13 protein-coding genes are annotated in these 16,915 nt (G+C 67.5%); 12 read left to right on the forward strand and 1 reads right to left on the reverse strand.

The window, feature by feature from the left end; genetic code table 11:
- A partial coding sequence (locus BM372_RS19995) for an IS30 family transposase (protein WP_143111523.1) occupies positions 1-313 on the forward strand: 313 nt, incomplete at its 5' end.
- 85 nt (positions 314-398) lie between these two features.
- On the opposite strand, the gene BM372_RS20000 is transcribed toward BM372_RS19995, so the two are convergent.
- The gene (locus tag BM372_RS20000) at positions 399-1,043 is read right to left on the reverse strand and encodes a TIGR03085 family metal-binding protein (protein WP_090957197.1); all 645 of its coding nucleotides are present in this window, start codon (positions 1,041-1,043) and stop codon (positions 399-401) included.
- Positions 1,044-1,189: 146 nt separating this feature from the next.
- Here BM372_RS20000 and hisI point away from each other — a divergent pair, with 146 nt between their 5' ends.
- The 11 genes from hisI to pyk all read left to right on the forward strand — a co-directional run bounded on the left by hisI (position 1,190) and on the right by pyk (position 16,879).
- Complete coding sequence (gene hisI, locus BM372_RS20005; protein ID WP_090957198.1) at positions 1,190-1,702, forward strand: phosphoribosyl-AMP cyclohydrolase; 513 nt, start codon at positions 1,190-1,192, stop codon at positions 1,700-1,702.
- 152 nt (positions 1,703-1,854) lie between these two features.
- Positions 1,855-3,432 (forward strand): anthranilate synthase component I, encoded by a 1,578-nt coding sequence (locus BM372_RS20010; protein WP_090957199.1) that lies wholly within the window; start codon positions 1,855-1,857, stop codon positions 3,430-3,432.
- The gene (locus BM372_RS20015; RefSeq protein WP_090957200.1) at positions 3,432-4,076 is read left to right on the forward strand and encodes a Trp biosynthesis-associated membrane protein; all 645 of its coding nucleotides are present in this window, start codon (positions 3,432-3,434) and stop codon (positions 4,074-4,076) included. The genes BM372_RS20010 and BM372_RS20015 overlap by 1 nt, the downstream gene beginning before the upstream one ends.
- Before the next feature lie 85 nt (positions 4,077-4,161).
- Positions 4,162-4,449: an HGxxPAAW family protein gene (locus BM372_RS20020; RefSeq protein WP_090957201.1), complete on the forward strand. Its 288-nt coding sequence runs from the start codon at positions 4,162-4,164 to the stop codon at positions 4,447-4,449.
- Positions 4,450-4,451: 2 nt separating this feature from the next.
- On the forward strand, positions 4,452-5,270 hold the full coding sequence (gene trpC, locus BM372_RS20025; RefSeq protein ID WP_090957202.1) for an indole-3-glycerol phosphate synthase TrpC: 819 nt from the start codon (positions 4,452-4,454) through the stop codon (positions 5,268-5,270).
- A gap of 124 nt (positions 5,271-5,394) precedes the next feature.
- Positions 5,395-6,768: a tryptophan synthase subunit beta gene (trpB, locus tag BM372_RS20030; protein WP_090957203.1), complete on the forward strand. Its 1,374-nt coding sequence runs from the start codon at positions 5,395-5,397 to the stop codon at positions 6,766-6,768.
- Positions 6,765-7,619, forward strand: coding sequence for a tryptophan synthase subunit alpha (gene trpA / locus BM372_RS20035; protein ID WP_090957204.1), 855 nt, complete (start codon positions 6,765-6,767; stop codon positions 7,617-7,619). Before trpB ends, trpA begins: the two co-directional genes overlap by 4 nt.
- A gap of 3 nt (positions 7,620-7,622) precedes the next feature.
- The gene (gene lgt, locus BM372_RS20040; protein WP_090957205.1) at positions 7,623-8,930 is read left to right on the forward strand and encodes a prolipoprotein diacylglyceryl transferase; all 1,308 of its coding nucleotides are present in this window, start codon (positions 7,623-7,625) and stop codon (positions 8,928-8,930) included.
- 265 nt (positions 8,931-9,195) lie between these two features.
- Positions 9,196-13,812, forward strand: a complete 4,617-nt coding sequence (gltB, locus tag BM372_RS20045) for a glutamate synthase large subunit (protein WP_090957206.1) — start codon at positions 9,196-9,198, stop codon at positions 13,810-13,812.
- The gene (locus tag BM372_RS20050; RefSeq protein WP_090957207.1) at positions 13,805-15,262 is read left to right on the forward strand and encodes a glutamate synthase subunit beta; all 1,458 of its coding nucleotides are present in this window, start codon (positions 13,805-13,807) and stop codon (positions 15,260-15,262) included. Before gltB ends, BM372_RS20050 begins: the two co-directional genes overlap by 8 nt.
- Before the next feature lie 117 nt (positions 15,263-15,379).
- On the forward strand, positions 15,380-16,879 hold the full coding sequence (gene pyk, locus BM372_RS20055; RefSeq protein WP_090957208.1) for a pyruvate kinase: 1,500 nt from the start codon (positions 15,380-15,382) through the stop codon (positions 16,877-16,879).
- Positions 16,880-16,915 lie beyond the last annotated feature (36 nt).

The raw sequence follows: 16,915 nt of genomic DNA on the forward strand, positions 1-16,915 counted from the left end.
GAAAGCCCTGCCAGCGCACCTGCGGGGGTCCCTGACCTGGGACCAGGGAGCGGAAATGGCCGCCCACAAATCCTTCAGCCTCGCCACGGACATGGACGTCTACTTCTGCGACCCGGCCAGCCCCTGGCAGCGCGGCTCGAACGAAAACACGAACGGACTGCTGCGCCAGTACTTCCCCAAAGGCACCGACCTGTCCGCCTACGGGCCAGAGGATCTCGAGCTCGTCGCCCAGAAACTCAACGGCCGCCCACGCAAAACGCTCGACTGGGATACCCCAGCCGAGCGCCTGCGTGATCTACTACTAACGACCTAAGCCGCCAAACGTGTTGCAACGACCACTAGAAACCGCCCTAATTATTGGGCCGTAAGTGACCCCGCGTTGCTAGAGGCCGACGTTGCTAGAGGCCGACTTCGGCGGACTGCAGGAGCGCGACGGCGTCCGGCTGGCCTTCGAAGGTTACGAGAGCGTGGCGGGTGCGGCCGTGGGCGTGCATGAGAAGTTCCCCGGGTTCACCGACGATGGCAACCGATACGGGGGCGCGCTTGGCGACATGCCGCGGGCCGGAGGGGCTGACCAGCACAATGCCCAGATCCACACCGCGGTACAGGATGGCTGCCCGCTTGACGAGCTCATCCCACAGCGCATCCGAGTAGGCCTCATCCAGGGCGCGCGGCGCCCAGCGGTCAACGGCCCGGCGGACATCCTCGGTGTGGACGAAATACTCGATCAGGTTGGAGCTCTCGTCCAGGGCTTTGATCCGCAGCGGGGACAGCGCCGGGGGGCCGGAGCGGAAGGTGTTGACCAGGGCCGCGTACTCCTCGGGCGTCTTCAGCTTGCCGGCCAGTTCGGCCGTGGCCTGGTCCGAGGCCTTGGAGAGGCGTTTGATGATCAAGCCGAGTCCGACGGCGACCTTGCGCTCGCGCAGGTACAAGTGCGCGGCAAGATCGCGGGTACGCCAACCAGCGCAGAGCGTGGTGGCATCAGGGCCGGCGGCAAGCAGGGTTTCGGCCAGGACTTCTCGGGACGGTTCGACGAAATGCATCACTTGTGAAACTAGCACGAGACGGCCTTGCGTGGGCACTGGAATCGCCGCCGGAACCGGCCGCGGGCCAGTGTTAAGCAAACAGGTTAAGCAGCGAGGCTGACCCGCAGGCTGGCCGCCTGGCCAGAGGCACTAGACTTGGTCTGATGTCTGAGCAGCCCGCCCCCGCCACCACCGTCCCTTCCGGCACGGTCCTTTCCGGCGCCGTTCCCGCCAACGCCGCCCCGGCCGCCGCACCCACCAGTGCCGCGGCCGACACGGCGACGGAACCCGCTACGCCGCCGCGTTCGGAGTCGTCGGCGAGCCCGCTCACTGCCGCGCTGGCGGACGCGCTCAAGCGCGACAGTGCCGGTTTGGTGGCCGCCATCGTCCAGCAGTTCGACACCCACGAAGTCCTGATGCTCGGCTGGATGGACGACGAGGCGCTGCACCGCACCCTGACGAGCGGACGCGTGACGTTCTATTCGCGGTCCCGCCAGGAGTACTGGCGCAAGGGAGACACGTCCGGGCACGTGCAGTGGGTCAAGTCGCTGGCAATGGACTGCGACGGCGATGCCCTGCTGGTCCGGGTCGACCAGGTCGGCGCGGCCTGCCACACGGGAACCCGGACCTGCTTCGACGGCCGCGAACTTGACGCCGTAGTCGGCCACGGAAGCTAAGCGCCCCGGAAAAGTAAACCGGAAAAGGAAACCGGCCACGGAAACCGGCAGAGCACCTCGGCGCTCCCAAACTTCACGAACCGGACCGCCCGCAGGATCCCACCACCGGATCCGCTGACGGCCCCACTAAAGAACAGGCGGAAAGCAAAGCCATGCAGGACCTAGGAATCATCAGCCCTGGCCTCGAAGAGTTCCGTGAACTCGCAGGCCACAGCCGCGTCATCCCCGTCCGGCTCAAGGTGCTGGCCGACGCCGAAACTCCGATCGGGCTCTACCGCAAGCTTGCCCAAGGCCAGCCCGGCACGTTCCTGATGGAATCGGCCGCGGTGGGCGGCTCCTGGTCCCGCTACTCGTTCATAGGATCCCGCTCCCGGGCCACGCTGACCACCAAGGACGGCCAGGCGCACTGGCTGGGGGAGCCGCCCGTCGGTGTGCCGCTGGACGGTAACCCCGTTGACGCCATCCGTGACAGCGTTGCGGCACTTCGCACCAAACGCTTCGACGGCCTGCCGCCGTTCACCTCCGGCCTGGTGGGCTTCCTCGGCTGGGAAACCGTTCGGCACTGGGAAAAACTGACCAGCCCGCCGGAGGACGACCTCGAGCTTCCGGAGATGGCACTGAACCTCGTGACGGACATGGCCGTGCACGACAACATGGACGGCACCGTCCTGCTGATCGCCAACGCCATTAATTTCGACAACAGCTCCGAGCGGGTCGACGAGGCTTGGCATGACGCCGTCGCCCGCGTGAAGGCCCTGTTGGAAAAGATCAGCAGCCCCGTGGAGCAGCCCGTTTCCGTCCTGGAAACCGCCGCCCTCGATTTCGCGTCAAGCGTGCAGGAACGCTGGGACGAGTCCGAGTACCTCGCCGCCCTGGACCGCGGCAAGGAGGCAATTGTGGATGGCGAGGTCTTCCAGGTGGTGATCTCCCGCCGCTTCGAAATGGAGTGCGGCGCGGACCCCCTGGATGTTTACCGGGTCCTGCGCAACACGAACCCCAGCCCCTACATGTACCTCTTCAGCTTCGAGGACGCCGCAGGCCGCGAGTACACGATCGTCGGCTCCTCACCGGAAGCTCTGGTCACCGTCACCGGTGACGAAGTCATCACGCACCCCATCGCCGGGTCACGGCCGCGCGGCAAGACAGTCGAGGCCGACAAGGCCCTGGCCGAGGAGCTGCTGGCGGACCAGAAAGAACGCGCCGAGCACCTGATGCTGGTCGATCTGTCCCGCAACGACCTCTCCAAGGTCTGCGTCGCGGGATCGGTCGACGTCACACAGTTCATGGAAGTCGAACGCTTCAGCCACATCATGCACCTCGTGTCCACGGTGGTCGGCACACTCTCCCCGGCCGCCAAGGCCTACGACGTCCTCAAGGCCACCTTCCCGGCGGGCACGCTTTCCGGCGCCCCGAAGCCGCGGGCGTTGCGCCTGCTGGACGAGCTTGAACCGCACCGACGCGGGATCTACGGCGGCGTGGTGGGGTATCTGGACTTCGCCGGCGACATGGACATGGCGATCGCGATCCGTTCAGCCCTGCTTCGCGAAGGCCGCGCGTACGTCCAAGCCGGCGGCGGAATTGTGGCTGATTCGGTGAACCCTGCCGAGGCCCAAGAGACGGTGAACAAGGCCGCCGCCCCGCTGCGGGCCGTCCACACCGCCGGCTCGCTGCACAACATCACGGCCGACGCAGTCACCGACGCGGCGCCCCACGCCGCGGAGGACAACTGATGGGGGAGCCGGAAGCCACCGTCAAGTCCACCACCCGGCGCGCCGTCCCCGCCTGGGCCCGCAAGTCCACCCTGGTCCTGGTGATCGCTGCCCTGGCCCTCGCCGCATTCGGAACCACCACCCAGACCTGGCTGATCGTGCACCTGGACCCCACGCAGCTCGGCGCGGCCGTGGCCAGCCAGGATGGCCTGCAGGTTCCCGGGAGCAAGGCCGCGACCACCGTCACCGCCCTGGCCCTTGTGGCCCTGGCCGGCGGCCTGGCGGCGTCCATCGCCGGCCGCGTGGCCCGCTGGCTCATCACCGCCATCATTCTCCTCGCAGCTGCGGGCATCGTCGGCGCCGCAGCCGTGGTGCTGGCGGACCCGTTGTCCGCGGCGCAGGGATCGATCGCGGCGGCCACCGGAATCAGCGGAAGCAGCGTCCAGGTGGACGTGACAGTGTTTCCGGTCCTCGCCGTCATCGCCGGCTCCCTCCTGGGGATGAGCGCCCTGGCGATCGTACCGGCCGGCCGTTACTGGAAGACTCGCACGAAATATGACGCGGCCGCCGCCGGACCCGCAGCCGACGGGGCGGCGGCGCAGGCCGCGCCCGCGGACGAGATTGAGAGCTGGGACCGGCTGTCCCGCGGTGACGACCCCACCTGACCCGCGGGCGCGGCCAAGCAACGCGGCCAACACGACGCCCAAAAAATGGCAGAATGTAAGCAGTATTTATCCTGAGGAGATTTCAATGACCAAAGCCACTGTTTCCGCATCCACGTCCGTTACGCCGAAGGGCGTTTACGACGACGTCGACCACAGCGAGGCGCCCGGTCACGGCAACAGCCCGGCCGCGTGGACCTGCGTGATCGTGATGCTGGTCGGCGCCCTCATTGCGGCCATCGCGTTCGTTATCGCCAATACCCCCATCTTCGTTGCGGGCGCCGCCATCATGGTGCTCGGCCTGCTGGCCGGCTGGGTCATGCGCAAGGCCGGTTACGGCGTCGGCGGCAGCAAGCTGAAGAACTCCGGCCACTGAGCGTGAGCGTTCTCGACGACATCAATGCCGGTGTCCGGGAGGATATGGAGGCGCGCCAGCGTCTGGTTCCGCTCGCGGAATTGAGGGAGCGGGCCGCCGCCGCTGCGCCCGCCCGCGATGCCTGGGCGGCGCTGGGCGGGAATTCCGATCCCCGGGACCAGCTCAAGGTCATCGCCGAGGTCAAACGCCGCAGCCCGTCCAAGGGCCGGCTCGCGGACATTGCCGATCCGGCGTCGCTCGCCGCACAGTACGCCGACGGCGGGGCGGCCGTGATTAGTGTCCTCACCGAGGAGCGCCGCTTCGGCGGCTCGCTGGCCGATCTCGACGCCGTCCGTGCCGCGGTGGACATTCCGCTGCTGCGCAAGGACTTCATGATCGACGAGTACCAGATCTGGGAAGCCCGGGCACACGGCGCTGACCTGATCCTGCTGATCGTGGCCTCGCTCTCCGACGCACAGCTGCGCGAGTTCGCGGCCCTCAGCCGCGAACTCGGCATGAACGTGCTCGTCGAGACGCACACCGCCGAGGAAATCGAGCGCGCCGTGGCCGCCGAAGCGCGGATCATCGGCGTCAACGTGCGCAACCTCAAGACGCTCGACGTCGACCGTTCCGTCTTCTCGGAGCTGGCCGGCGGCATTCCCGCCGGTGCACTCATGATCGCCGAGTCCGGGGTGCGCGACGTCGAGGACGTCAGGCACTACGCGGCCGGCGGAGCCAATGCGATCCTGGTGGGCGAGGCGCTGGTCAGCGACGCGACGCCCCGCGAGCGGATCGCCGAATTCATGGCCGCCGGCGCAACGGCGATCGCCGCACGCGCCTGAGGCAGGCCGGTCCTGGCCTTTGCGTCCGGGCCGCGAGCGGCACCGGGCCCGCAGACGCCCGGACAATGAGCGGATCTGGTGTGCAGATCCCCAAAGCTAGCAGTGGAACAGGATGGTGAGACTGATGGTCGATGCGCCAGCAGCCGGCTCAGACGAAAGCGCAGTGGACGCGTTCCTGCAGGGCGGCCGCCCCCAGGAACATCCCACGCAGAGCGGGCCCTCCCTGCGGCACGCCCCGGGACCCTACTTCGGGAACTACGGCGGCCGGTGGATGCCCGAGTCGCTCATTGCGGCCCTGGACGAGCTTGAGGACACCTTCGAGAAGGCCAAAGCCGACCCGGAATTCACCGCCCAGATCGCCGACCTGAACAAGAACTACTCCGGCCGGCCCTCGCTGCTGACCGAGGCCAAGCGCTTCGCCGAACACGCCGGCGGCGTGCGGGTCTTCCTCAAGCGAGAAGACCTCAACCACACCGGCTCGCACAAGATCAACAACGTCCTGGGCCAGGCACTGCTGGCCAAGCGCATGGGCAAGACCCGTGTCATCGCCGAAACCGGCGCCGGCCAGCACGGCGTTGCCAGCGCGACGGCCGCAGCGCTGCTCGGCCTGGAATGCGTCGTCTACATGGGCGCAGAGGACTGCCGCCGGCAGGCCCTGAACGTGGCCCGGATGGAACTCCTCGGCGCCACTGTCATCCCCGTGACCAACGGGTCCCAGACGCTCAAGGACGCCATCAACGAGGCCCTGCGCGACTGGGTCGCGAACGTGGGCAACACGCACTACCTGCTGGGCACCGCGGCCGGCGCGCACCCGTTCCCGGCCATGGTCCGCTACTTCCACGAAGTGATCGGCGAGGAAGCCCGGGCGCAGATCCTGGACCAGACCGGCCGGCTCCCGGACGCCGTCTGCGCCTGCATCGGCGGCGGCTCCAACGCGATCGGCATCTTCCACGGCTTCCTCGATGACCCCTCGGTCCGGATCTACGGCTTCGAAGCCGGCGGCGACGGCGTCGAAACCGGACGCCACGCGGCCACCATCACGCTCGGCAAGCCCGGCGTGCTGCACGGCGCGCGGTCCTACCTCATGCAGGACGACGACGGCCAGACCATCGAATCCCACTCGATCTCGGCAGGCCTGGACTACCCCGGCGTCGGCCCCGAGCACTCCTACCTTGCGGACATCGGCAGGGTCAGCTACGAGCCCATCACGGACAGTGAAGCCATGGAGGCCTTCCGCCTCCTCTGCCGCACCGAGGGCATCATTCCCGCCATCGAGTCCGCGCACGCCCTCGCCGGGGCCATCAAGGTGGGCCAGCGGCTCGCCGCGGAAGGCGCCGAAGGCGCCACCGACGCTGCCGGCAAAGCGTCAGAGAAGATCGTGATCGTGAACCTCTCCGGCCGCGGCGACAAGGACGTGGCCACGGCCGCCGAATGGTTCGACCTGCTGCAAAAGGATTCACCGGAAGCCGAAATCGGCAAAGAGGGGGAACAGCTGTGAGCACCAGCCAGGACGGCGCCAACCAGGCCGCCGCTCAGCAGACAAGCGCCGCGCAGCACACCAGCAAGTCGGCAGCTGCCATTGACCGCGCCCGCGCCCAGGGCCGGGCAGCACTGATCGGTTACCTGCCGGCCGGCTACCCGAGCGTCGCGGACACCATCGCCGCCGGCATCGCCCTGGCCGAGAACGGCGCCGACCTCATCGAGATCGGCATCCCGTACTCGGACCCGGTCATGGACGGCCAGGTCATCCAGGCGGCCACCACCGAAGCCCTCGCCAAGGGCTTCCGCGTCCGGGAGGTCTTCGACGTCGTCCGCGGCATCACCAGCAAGACCGACGCCGCCGTGCTGGTCATGACCTACTGGAACCCCGTGGTCCGGATGGGCGTGGACGAGTTCTCCCGCCGCCTGGCCGAGGCCGGGGGAGCCGGGCTGATCACGCCCGATCTCATCCCGGATGAAGCTGCCGAATGGATGGCCGCCTCCGACAAGTACGGCCTGGACCGCGTGTTCCTGGTGGCTCCTTCCTCCTCGCCCGAACGCATGAAGCGCACCGTGGATGCGAGCCGCGGCTTCGTGTACGCCGTCTCCATCATGGGCGTCACCGGCGCCCGGACCTCGGTCAGCTCCGCTGCCAAGGACGTCGTCGCCGCCGCGCATGCTGCGGGCGCCGAGCGCGTCTGCGTGGGCCTGGGCGTCTCCAACGCCGGCCACGTCCGCGAGATTGCCGAGTACGCCGACGGCGTGATTGTCGGGACCGCCCTCGTCGCGGCCATCCGGGACGGCGGCGTGGATGCGGTAGCGTCCTTGACGAAAGACCTCAGCACCGGCCTTACCAGGGAAGAAGCGTAAGCAATGCAGTCAGTCCTCCACGCGGCGGCGATGATTCCCGCGAGCATTCCGAGCCCCAGCTGGTCCGGTTTCGACATCCCGCTGCCGTGGGGGTCACTGCGCATCCACGCCTACGCCCTGTGCATCCTGGCCGGCATCATTGCCGGACTTTGGCTCACCTCTGTCCGCTGGGCGCGCCGCGGCGCCCCCGAGGGCAGCGTCTGGGACATCGCCATCTGGGCCATCCCGTTCGGCATCATCGGCGGACGGCTGTACCACGTGGTCTCTTCGCCGGATGCCTACTTCGGCCCCGGTTTCGACGGCACCGGTGACCTGTCCCTGATCCCGCAGATCCAGCGCGGCGGCCTGGGCATCTGGGGTGCCGTGGTGCTCGGTGCACTGGGCGCCTGGATCGGCTGCCGGCGTGCCGGAGTGAAGCTGAGCGCCTTCCTGGACGCGGCCGCTCCCGGCCTGCTGCTGGCCCAGGCGATCGGCCGGTGGGGGAACTACTTCAACCAGGAGCTCTTCGGCGGCCCCACCACACTGCCGTGGGGACTGCAGGTCGATCCCAACAATCCCAACTTCCCGGCCGGCATGCCCGCCGACACGCTGTTCCACCCGACGTTCCTCTACGAGTCCTTGTGGAACCTCGCCGGCGTCTTCATCCTGCTGGCCCTGGACCGGAAGTTCAGCTTCCGGCGCGGCCGCCTCTTCTGCCTCTATGCCATCTATTACACGCTGGGCCGGGTCTGGATCGAGGCCATGCGGATCGACGAGGCCGAGCAGATCAGCCTGTTCGGGATCACCACGAGGCTCAACGTCTGGACCAGCATCTTCGTCCTGGCCGGCGCCGTGATCGCCTTCGTCCTCCTCGGACTGCGCAAGCCCTCGGAACCGGACACCCCGTTCCTCCCCGGCCGTTCACCGGCAGGGACAGAGACAGGGAAAACTCCTGAGGGCGAGGCGGTCTCTGCCGGCCGCGCAGACCGTGCGGACGGTAACGCGGACGACGCCGACCGTGCTGACCATAGCGCCGGCCTCGCCACTGCGAACCACGCGGACGAGAAGGAAGCCGCCGCGGTCCCCGCGGAGGGCGCCGCGGGCGCGACAACTATCCGCCATTCGGACTCGCCTGTCTCAGATAGTGAATCCCGTGATAATCTTCCGGGTAACCAAAGCGGATCAGGTCCCGCAGCCGTGCCCGCAGCAGCGGGGGCAGTCGCGGAGAAGGACTCAGACGGCGGCACCAAGCCCGCCGCCGGAGCTTCGGCAGTCGGAATCTCCGGCCGCCAGGCCCCTGGAACCGCGTCGGAGGCTGAGGGCGACAAGTAGCCCCAGTGCCGGCAATCCGGGTTGCGGAGCTACCGCTCGCAGGGCCCGTCACCACAACGTCGTGGCAAGAGGGATTGATGCGGACAGCAGATAGCAGCTGTCCGCGCAAGCCCGGGTCAGCGCCTGCGTAACTGTTAGTACGGGAGGCCGGGCTGGCCTACAATTCCAGTTAGAAAAACACTCTGTTGCGCCCCTCACACCGGCGTGCCGAGTGGGGCCAATGTTGTCCCTCCCATACGCACGATCAGGAGGAAGGACGTCTCCCATGACCCAAACTCTAAACAGCCCCAGCTGGTCCGAACCGGACCAGCCGTCGGCCGTCACGTCACCCTTCACCCGCTTTGCGGCGATGCCGGCCGCGGCCGGACTCTACAACCCGGAAAACGAGAAGGACGCCTGCGGCCTGGCCATCATCGCCACGCTCCGCGGCGAGCCGGGCTACGACATCGTCGACGCGGCCCTGACCGCCTTGCGCAACCTCGAGCACCGCGGCGCCGTGGGCGCCGATGAGGGAACCGGCGACGGCGCCGGCCTCCTCATGCAGGTCCCGGACGAATTCTTCCGCGCAGTCACCGACTTCGAACTTCCCGCCCCGGGCCAGTACGTCGTCGGAACGGCGTTCCTGCCGGCCGAGCAGCGCGAATCCGACGCTGCACGGGCGGGCATCGAGGGCCTCGCCGCGGACGAGGGCCTGACCGTCCTTGGCTGGCGCGAAGTGCCGATCGTCGCGGACCTGGTGGGGGCCATGGCCCGGGCCTGCATGCCGCATTTCTCCCAGCCGTTCTTCGCCTCCAGCACCGGGGAAACCCTCGAGCGCAACGAGCTCGATTCCCGCGCCTGGCGGATCCGCAAGCGCGCCCAGAACAAGTTCGGCGTTTACTTCCCGTCGCTGTCCTCCCGGACCATCGTCTACAAGGGCATGCTCACCACGGCGCAGCTGGAACCGTTCTATCCGGACCTTTCGGACAAGCGGTTCAAGACCAAGCTCGCGATCGTGCACTCGCGCTTCTCCACCAACACGTTCCCGTCCTGGCCACTGGCCCAGCCGTTCCGCACCATCGCGCACAACGGCGAGATCAACACGGTCAAGGGCAACCGCAACTGGATGAGGGCACGGCAGTCGCAACTCGTCAGCCCGCTGCTCGGGGACTCGCCGGAGGAGCTGTACCCCATCTGCACCCCGGGCGCCTCGGACTCGGCCTCGTTTGACGAGGTCGCCGAGCTGCTCTGGCTCTCCGGCCGGCCCATCACGCACTCGATCATGATGATGATCCCGGAGGCGTGGGAAAACCACGCCACCATGGATCCGGCGCGCCGCGCCTTCTACGAGTACCACTCCATGCTGATGGAGCCGTGGGACGGCCCCGCGGCCGTGTCCTTCACCGACGGCAACCTGGTCGGCGCGACGCTGGACCGCAACGGACTGCGCCCGGGCCGGTACTGGATCACGGAGGACGGCCTGATCGTCTTCGCCTCCGAGGTTGGCGTGATCGACGTCGAAGCCTCCAAGGTGGTCAAGAAGGGCCGCGTCTCGCCGGGCAAGATGTTCCTGGTGGACACCGAAGCCGGCCGGATCATCGACGACGCCGAGGTCAAGGCCGAGGTCGCCGCCGCGAACCCCTGGGCCGAATGGCTCAAGGACAACCTGATCGACCTGGCGGACCTGCCCGAACGCGAGCACGTCGTCCACACCGCCGCCTCGGTCAACATCCGCCAGCGCACCTTCGGCTACACCACCGAGGAACTGAAGATCCTGCTCGGCCCGATGGCCCGCACCGGCGCCGAACCCCTCGGTGCCATGGGCTCCGACACGCCCGTGGCCGTCCTGTCCAAGCGCCCGCGGCTGCTCTTCGACTACTTCGTGCAGTCCTTCGCGCAGGTCACCAACCCGCCGCTGGATGCCATCCGTGAAGAGCTCGTCACCTCCCTGATGTGCGCGATCGGCCCGAACGGGAACCTGCTGGACACCAAGCAGGTCCGCCAGCCGCAGGTCTCGCTGCCGTTCCCCGTCATCAACAACGACCAGCTCGCCAAGATCGCGAACATCGAGAGCGCCGACGGCGATCGGGTCGCCATGAAGGTCCGCGGGCTGTACCGCCCCGAAGGCGGCGAGCACGCGCTCCGCGCCCGACTCACCGAAATCTGCGAGCAGGTTTCCGGCGCCATCAACCGCGGCGTCCAGTACGTCGTGCTCTCCGACCGCGACTCGAACGCCCAGTGGGCGCCGATCCCGTCGTTGCTGCTGGTCAGCGCCGTGCACCACCACCTGCTCCGGAGTGCCAACCGCACCAAGACCGCGCTCGTGGTGGAGGCGGGCGACGTCCGTGAGACGCACCACGTTGCCGTGCTCATCGGCTATGGTGCCTCCGCCGTGAACCCGTACCTGGCCATGGAATCCGTCGAACAGCTCATCGCCTCCGGCGATGTCGTGGGCGTCACCCCGCAGGACGGCGTCTACAACCTGATCAAGGGCCTGGGCAAGGGTGTCCTGAAGATCATGTCCAAGATGGGCATTTCCACCGTGGCTTCCTACACGGGCGCCCAGACCTTCGAAGCCCTCGGCCTGGGCCAGGAGCTCGTGGACGAGTACTTCTCCGGCACGCATTCCCAGCTCGGCGGCGTCGGCCTCGATGTCATTGCCGCCGAAGTCCTGGCCCGGCACCGGATGGCCTATCCCGAAAACGGCATCGAACTGCCGCACCAGCCCCTGCTCGGCGGCGGCGAATACCAGTGGCGCCGGGACGGTGAACCGCACCTGTTCAACCCGGAGACGGTCTTCCGGCTTCAGCACGCCACGCGTGAACGCCGCTATGACATCTTCAAGGCCTACACCCGCGGCGTTGACGACCAGTCCGAGAACCTCATGACCCTGCGTGGTCTGCTGAAGTTCAAGGCCGGCCTGCGCCCGGCGGTGCCGCTTGAGGAAGTGGAGCCCGTCTCCAGCATCGTCAAGCGCTTCTCCACCGGCGCCATGAGTTACGGCTCCATCTCGCAGGAAGCCCACGAGACCCTCGCGATCGCCATGAACCGGCTGGGCGGCAAGTCCAACACCGGTGAGGGCGGCGAAGACGTGGACCGCCTGCTCGATCCCACCCGCCGTTCCGCGGTCAAGCAGATTGCGTCCGGCCGGTTTGGCGTCACGAGCCTGTACCTGACCAACGCGGACGACATCCAGATCAAAATGGCGCAGGGTGCCAAGCCCGGCGAGGGCGGCCAGCTGATGGCGCAGAAGGTCTACCCGTGGGTGGCCCGCACGCGGCACTCGACGCCCGGCGTCGGACTCATCTCGCCGCCCCCGCACCACGACATCTACTCGATCGAAGACCTCGCACAGCTGATCTACGACGCCAAGCGCGCCAACCCCTCGGCCCGCGTGCACGTCAAGCTCGTCTCCGAGGTCGGGATCGGCACCGTGGCCTCCGGCGTCACGAAGGCGAAGGCCGACGTCGTCCTGGTCTCCGGACACGACGGCGGCACCGGCGCCTCGCCGCTGAACTCGCTCAAGCATGCCGGTGTCCCGTGGGAGCTCGGCCTCGCCGAGACGCAGCAGACGCTCATGCTCAACGGCCTGCGCGACCGCGTGGTGGTGCAGGTGGACGGCCAGCTCAAGACCGGCCGCGACGTTGTCATCGCCGCGCTGCTGGGCGGCGAGGAATTTGGCTTCGCCACGGCTCCGCTGGTGGTCTCCGGCTGCATCATGATGCGCGTCTGCCACCTTGACACCTGCCCGGTGGGTGTCGCGACCCAGAACCCCGAGCTGCGCTCCAGGTTCAACGGCAAGCCGGAATTCGTGGTGAACTTCTTCGAATTCCTTGCCGAGGAAGTCCGCGAAATCCTCGCGGAGCTGGGTTTCCGCAGCATCGAGGAGGCGATCGGCCACGCCGAAATGCTCGACTCCCGCGACGCGATCCGCCACTGGAAGGCCGAAGGACTGGACCTGGATCCGATCCTGCACGGCCTCGAGTTCGACGACGACGCCCCGCTGCGCAACCTCACCGGCCAGAACCACGAGCTGGACAAGCACTTCGACCAGCGCCTCATCACCATGGCCGCGGAAGCGCTGACCGACCGCACGCCGGTGAAGATCTCGGTGGACGTCATCAACACGGACCGCTCGGTGGGCACCATGCTCGGCCACGTGGTCACGAAGACGTTCAGCACCGACGTCCTGGCCACGGACACCATCGACATCACGCTCAATGGCACCGCCGGGCAGTCACTCGGCGCGTTCCTGCCCGCCGGCATCACGCTGCGGATGTTCGGCGACTCGAACGACTACGTGGGCAAGGGGCTTTCCGGCGGCCGGATCATCGTCCGGCCGGACCGCACCAACGTTTTCCCGGCCGAACGCAACGTGATCGCCGGCAACGTGATCGGCTACGGCGCAACCAGCGGCGAGCTGTTCCTGCGCGGCCAGGTGGGCGAACGCTTCCTGGTCCGCAACTCCGGTGCCACCGCGGTGGTCGAAGGCATCGGTGACCACGGCTGTGAATACATGACCGGCGGCCAGACGCTCATTATCGGCCGGACCGGCCGCAACTTCGGTGCCGGCATGTCCGGCGGAACGGCCTACGTGCTGGACCTGCAGACCGAACGCGTCAACAAGCAGGCCCTCGAGTCCGGCGAACTGCAACTGCACGAGCTGGACGCCGAGGACCGCGACATCGTCCATGGGCTGCTCGTCAAGCACGTCGAGGAAACGGAGTCGCTGCACGCGGCCCGCCTCCTGGAAAACTTCGACGACACCGCAGCCCGCATAACCAAGGTGCTGCCGCGCGATTACGCGGCCGTCCTGCAAACCCGCCTTGACGCCATCGAAGAGGGCCTGGACCCCGACGGCGAAGAAGTTTGGTCTCGAATCCTGGAGGTGACCGGTGGCTGATCCACGCGGATTTCTGAAAGTACGCCAGCGTGAAACCCAGCCGCGCCGTCCCGTTCCGGTCCGCATCATGGACTGGAAAGAGGTCTATGAGGCCCAGGAAAAGGGCGTCCTGAAGAGCCAGGCCGGCCGCTGCATGGACTGCGGCGTCCCGTTCTGCCACCAGGGCTGCCCGCTGGGCAACCTCATTCCGGAATGGAACGACCTCGTCTGGCGGGACAAGGGCGAGGAAGCTATCGAGCGGCTGCACGCCACCAACAACTTCCCCGAGTTCACCGGCCGGCTGTGCCCGGCACCCTGCGAAGCGTCCTGCGTCCTGGGCATCAACCAGCCCGCAGTGACCATCAAGCAGGTCGAGGTGTCAATCATTGACCAGGCCTTCGAAAACGGCTGGGTCAACCCGCTGCCGCCGGCCCGACTGAGCGGCAAGACAGTCGCCGTCGTCGGCTCCGGCCCGGCGGGCCTCGCCGTCGCCCAGCAGCTGACCCGTGTGGGCCACACCGTGGCGGTCTATGAGCGCGACGACAAAATCGGCGGGCTCCTGCGCTACGGCATCCCCGACTTCAAGATGGAAAAAGAGCAGGTGGACCGCCGCCTCGAGCAGATGAAGGCCGAGGGCACCCGGTTCCGCACCGGCGTGGCCGTCGGCACCGACGTGACGTGGGAACAGCTGCGCCGCCGGTACGACGCCGTCGTGATCGCCACCGGGGCCACCGTCCCGCGTGACCTGCCGATCCCGGGCCGTGAACTTGAAGGCGTCCACTTCGCCATGGACTACCTCGTGCCGTCCAACCGGGCTGTTGCGGGGGAGAGCGTGGAGAACCAGATCAACGCCGCGGGCAAGCATGTGGTGATCCTGGGCGGCGGCGACACCGGCGCAGACTGCATAGGCACCGCGCACCGGCACCAGGCTGCGTCCGTGACCACGCTGGCCATCGGCAAGCAGCCGCCGCTCGAGCGTGCCGGCCACCAGCCGTGGCCGACGTTCCCCACCCTGTTCGAGGTCGCCAGCGCCCACGAGGAAGGCGGCGAACGCACCTACCTCGCCTCCACCGTTGAGTTCGTCGGGGAAAACGGCAAACTCACCGGCGTCAAGGTGGCCGAGACTGAATTCGTCGACGGCAAGCGCCTCCCGAAGGCCGGCACCGAGCGGATCATCCCGGCGGACCTGGTCTTCCTGTCCCTGGGCTTCACCGGCGCCGAGCCGGCCGGGATCACCGAGCAGGTCAGCGCCGAATTCGACGGCCGCGGCAACGTGGCCCGCGACGGTTACTACATGACCAACACCGAGGGCATCTTCGTCGCCGGCGACGCCGGCCGCGGACAGTCGCTCATCGTCTGGGCCATCGCCGAGGGGCGCGCCTGCGCGGCCGCGGTGGACAAGTTCCTGATGGGCAGCACCATCCTGCCAGCTCCGGTGGCGCCGACGGACCGCGCAATGGCGGTGCTCTAGGCCGTGTTCAGGGCTTCGTTTAGGTCCTCCGCGGTCCTACTGCCGTAGCCCTTGGGGACATCCGGGATTCACACTCGCTTCAGCTTTATCCATGCAACAGACCACTAGGGTAGGTATATGAGACGCGCTAAAATCGTGGCCACGTTCGGACCGGCAATCGCAAGCTTCGACAACACGCTTGCCGTGCTGGAAGCCGGCGTTGACGTGGCACGCATGAACATGAGCCACGGCGATTACTCCGTGCACGACAACACCTACGAAAACGTCCGCAAGGCCGCCGGACAGCTCGGCAAGGCCGTGGCCATCATGGCCGACCTTCAGGGCCCCAAGATCCGCCTCGGCCGGTTTGTCGACGGACCGCACCTCCTGGAGGTCGGTGACACGTTCACGATCACCACCGAGGACGTTCCCGGCACCAAGGAAATCTGCTCTACCACGCTCAAGAGCCTCACCGAGGACGTCCAGCCCGGCGACGCGCTGCTGATCGACGACGGCAAGGTCGCCCTGCGCGCCATTGACGTCGACGAGGTCAAGGTCGTCGCCCAGGTGATCGTGGGCGGGTATGTCTCCAACAACAAGGGAATCAACCTGCCCGGCGTGGCCGTCAACGTGCCGGCGCTGAGCGAGAAGGACGAGGACGACCTGCGCTGGGCGATGCGCCGCGGCGTGGACATGGTTGCCCTGTCCTTCGTCCGGGATGCCTCGGACATCAAGCGCGTCCACGAAATCATGGACGAAGAAGGCCGCCGCGTGCCGGTGATCGCCAAGATCGAAAAGCCGCAGGCCGTCGACCAGCTGCACGAGATCATCGACGCCTTCGACGCCATCATGGTGGCCCGCGGCGACCTCGGTGTGGAACTTCCCCTCGAGGAAGTGCCGATCGTGCAGAAGCGCGCCATCGAACTGGCACGCCGCTGGGCCAAGCCGGTCATCGTGGCAACCCAGGTCCTCGAATCCATGATCGAAAACCCCCGCCCGACCCGTGCCGAGGCCTCCGACTGCGCCAACGCCGTGCTCGACGGCGCCGATGCGGTTATGCTCTCCGGCGAGACCAGCGTGGGCAAGTACCCGATCGAGACGGTCAAGACCATGGCCCGGATCATCGAATCCACCGAAGAGCACGGCCTGGAGCGCGTCCCCCCGCTGGGCACCAAGCCCAAGACCCGCGGCGGCGCGATCACCCGGGCCGCCGTCGAGATCGCCGACCAGCTCGAAGCGAAGTACATCTGTACCTTCACCCAGTCCGGCGACTCGGCACGCCGCCTCTCGCGCTTGCGCCCCATCAAGCCGGTCTTCGCCTTCACGCCGGTGGAGCACGTCTGGAACCAGCTCGCCCTGACATGGGGCATCCAGCCGGTCCTGGTCCCCATGGTGGGCCACACCGACGAGATGACTGCCCAGGTTGACCGCAGCCTGCTGGAGTTGGACGTCGTCGAGGATGGTGACCTGGTGGTTATCGCCGCCGGTTCGCCTCCCGGAAAGGCCGGTTCGACCAACCTGCTGAAGGTCCACAAGGTGGGCGACCTCGCCGACTTCGGTGGCCAGGGTGAGGCGGCCGTGGCCAAGGACAAGGTGGGCCCCTGGCCCGAAAAGAAGAAGAAGAACAACAAGGTCTAGTTCTTCCAAGCTTCGAAAGCAAACAACAAGGGAGGT

This window comes from Arthrobacter sp. ov118 (genome assembly GCF_900116495.1).
Classification (GTDB): domain Bacteria; phylum Actinomycetota; class Actinomycetes; order Actinomycetales; family Micrococcaceae; genus Arthrobacter.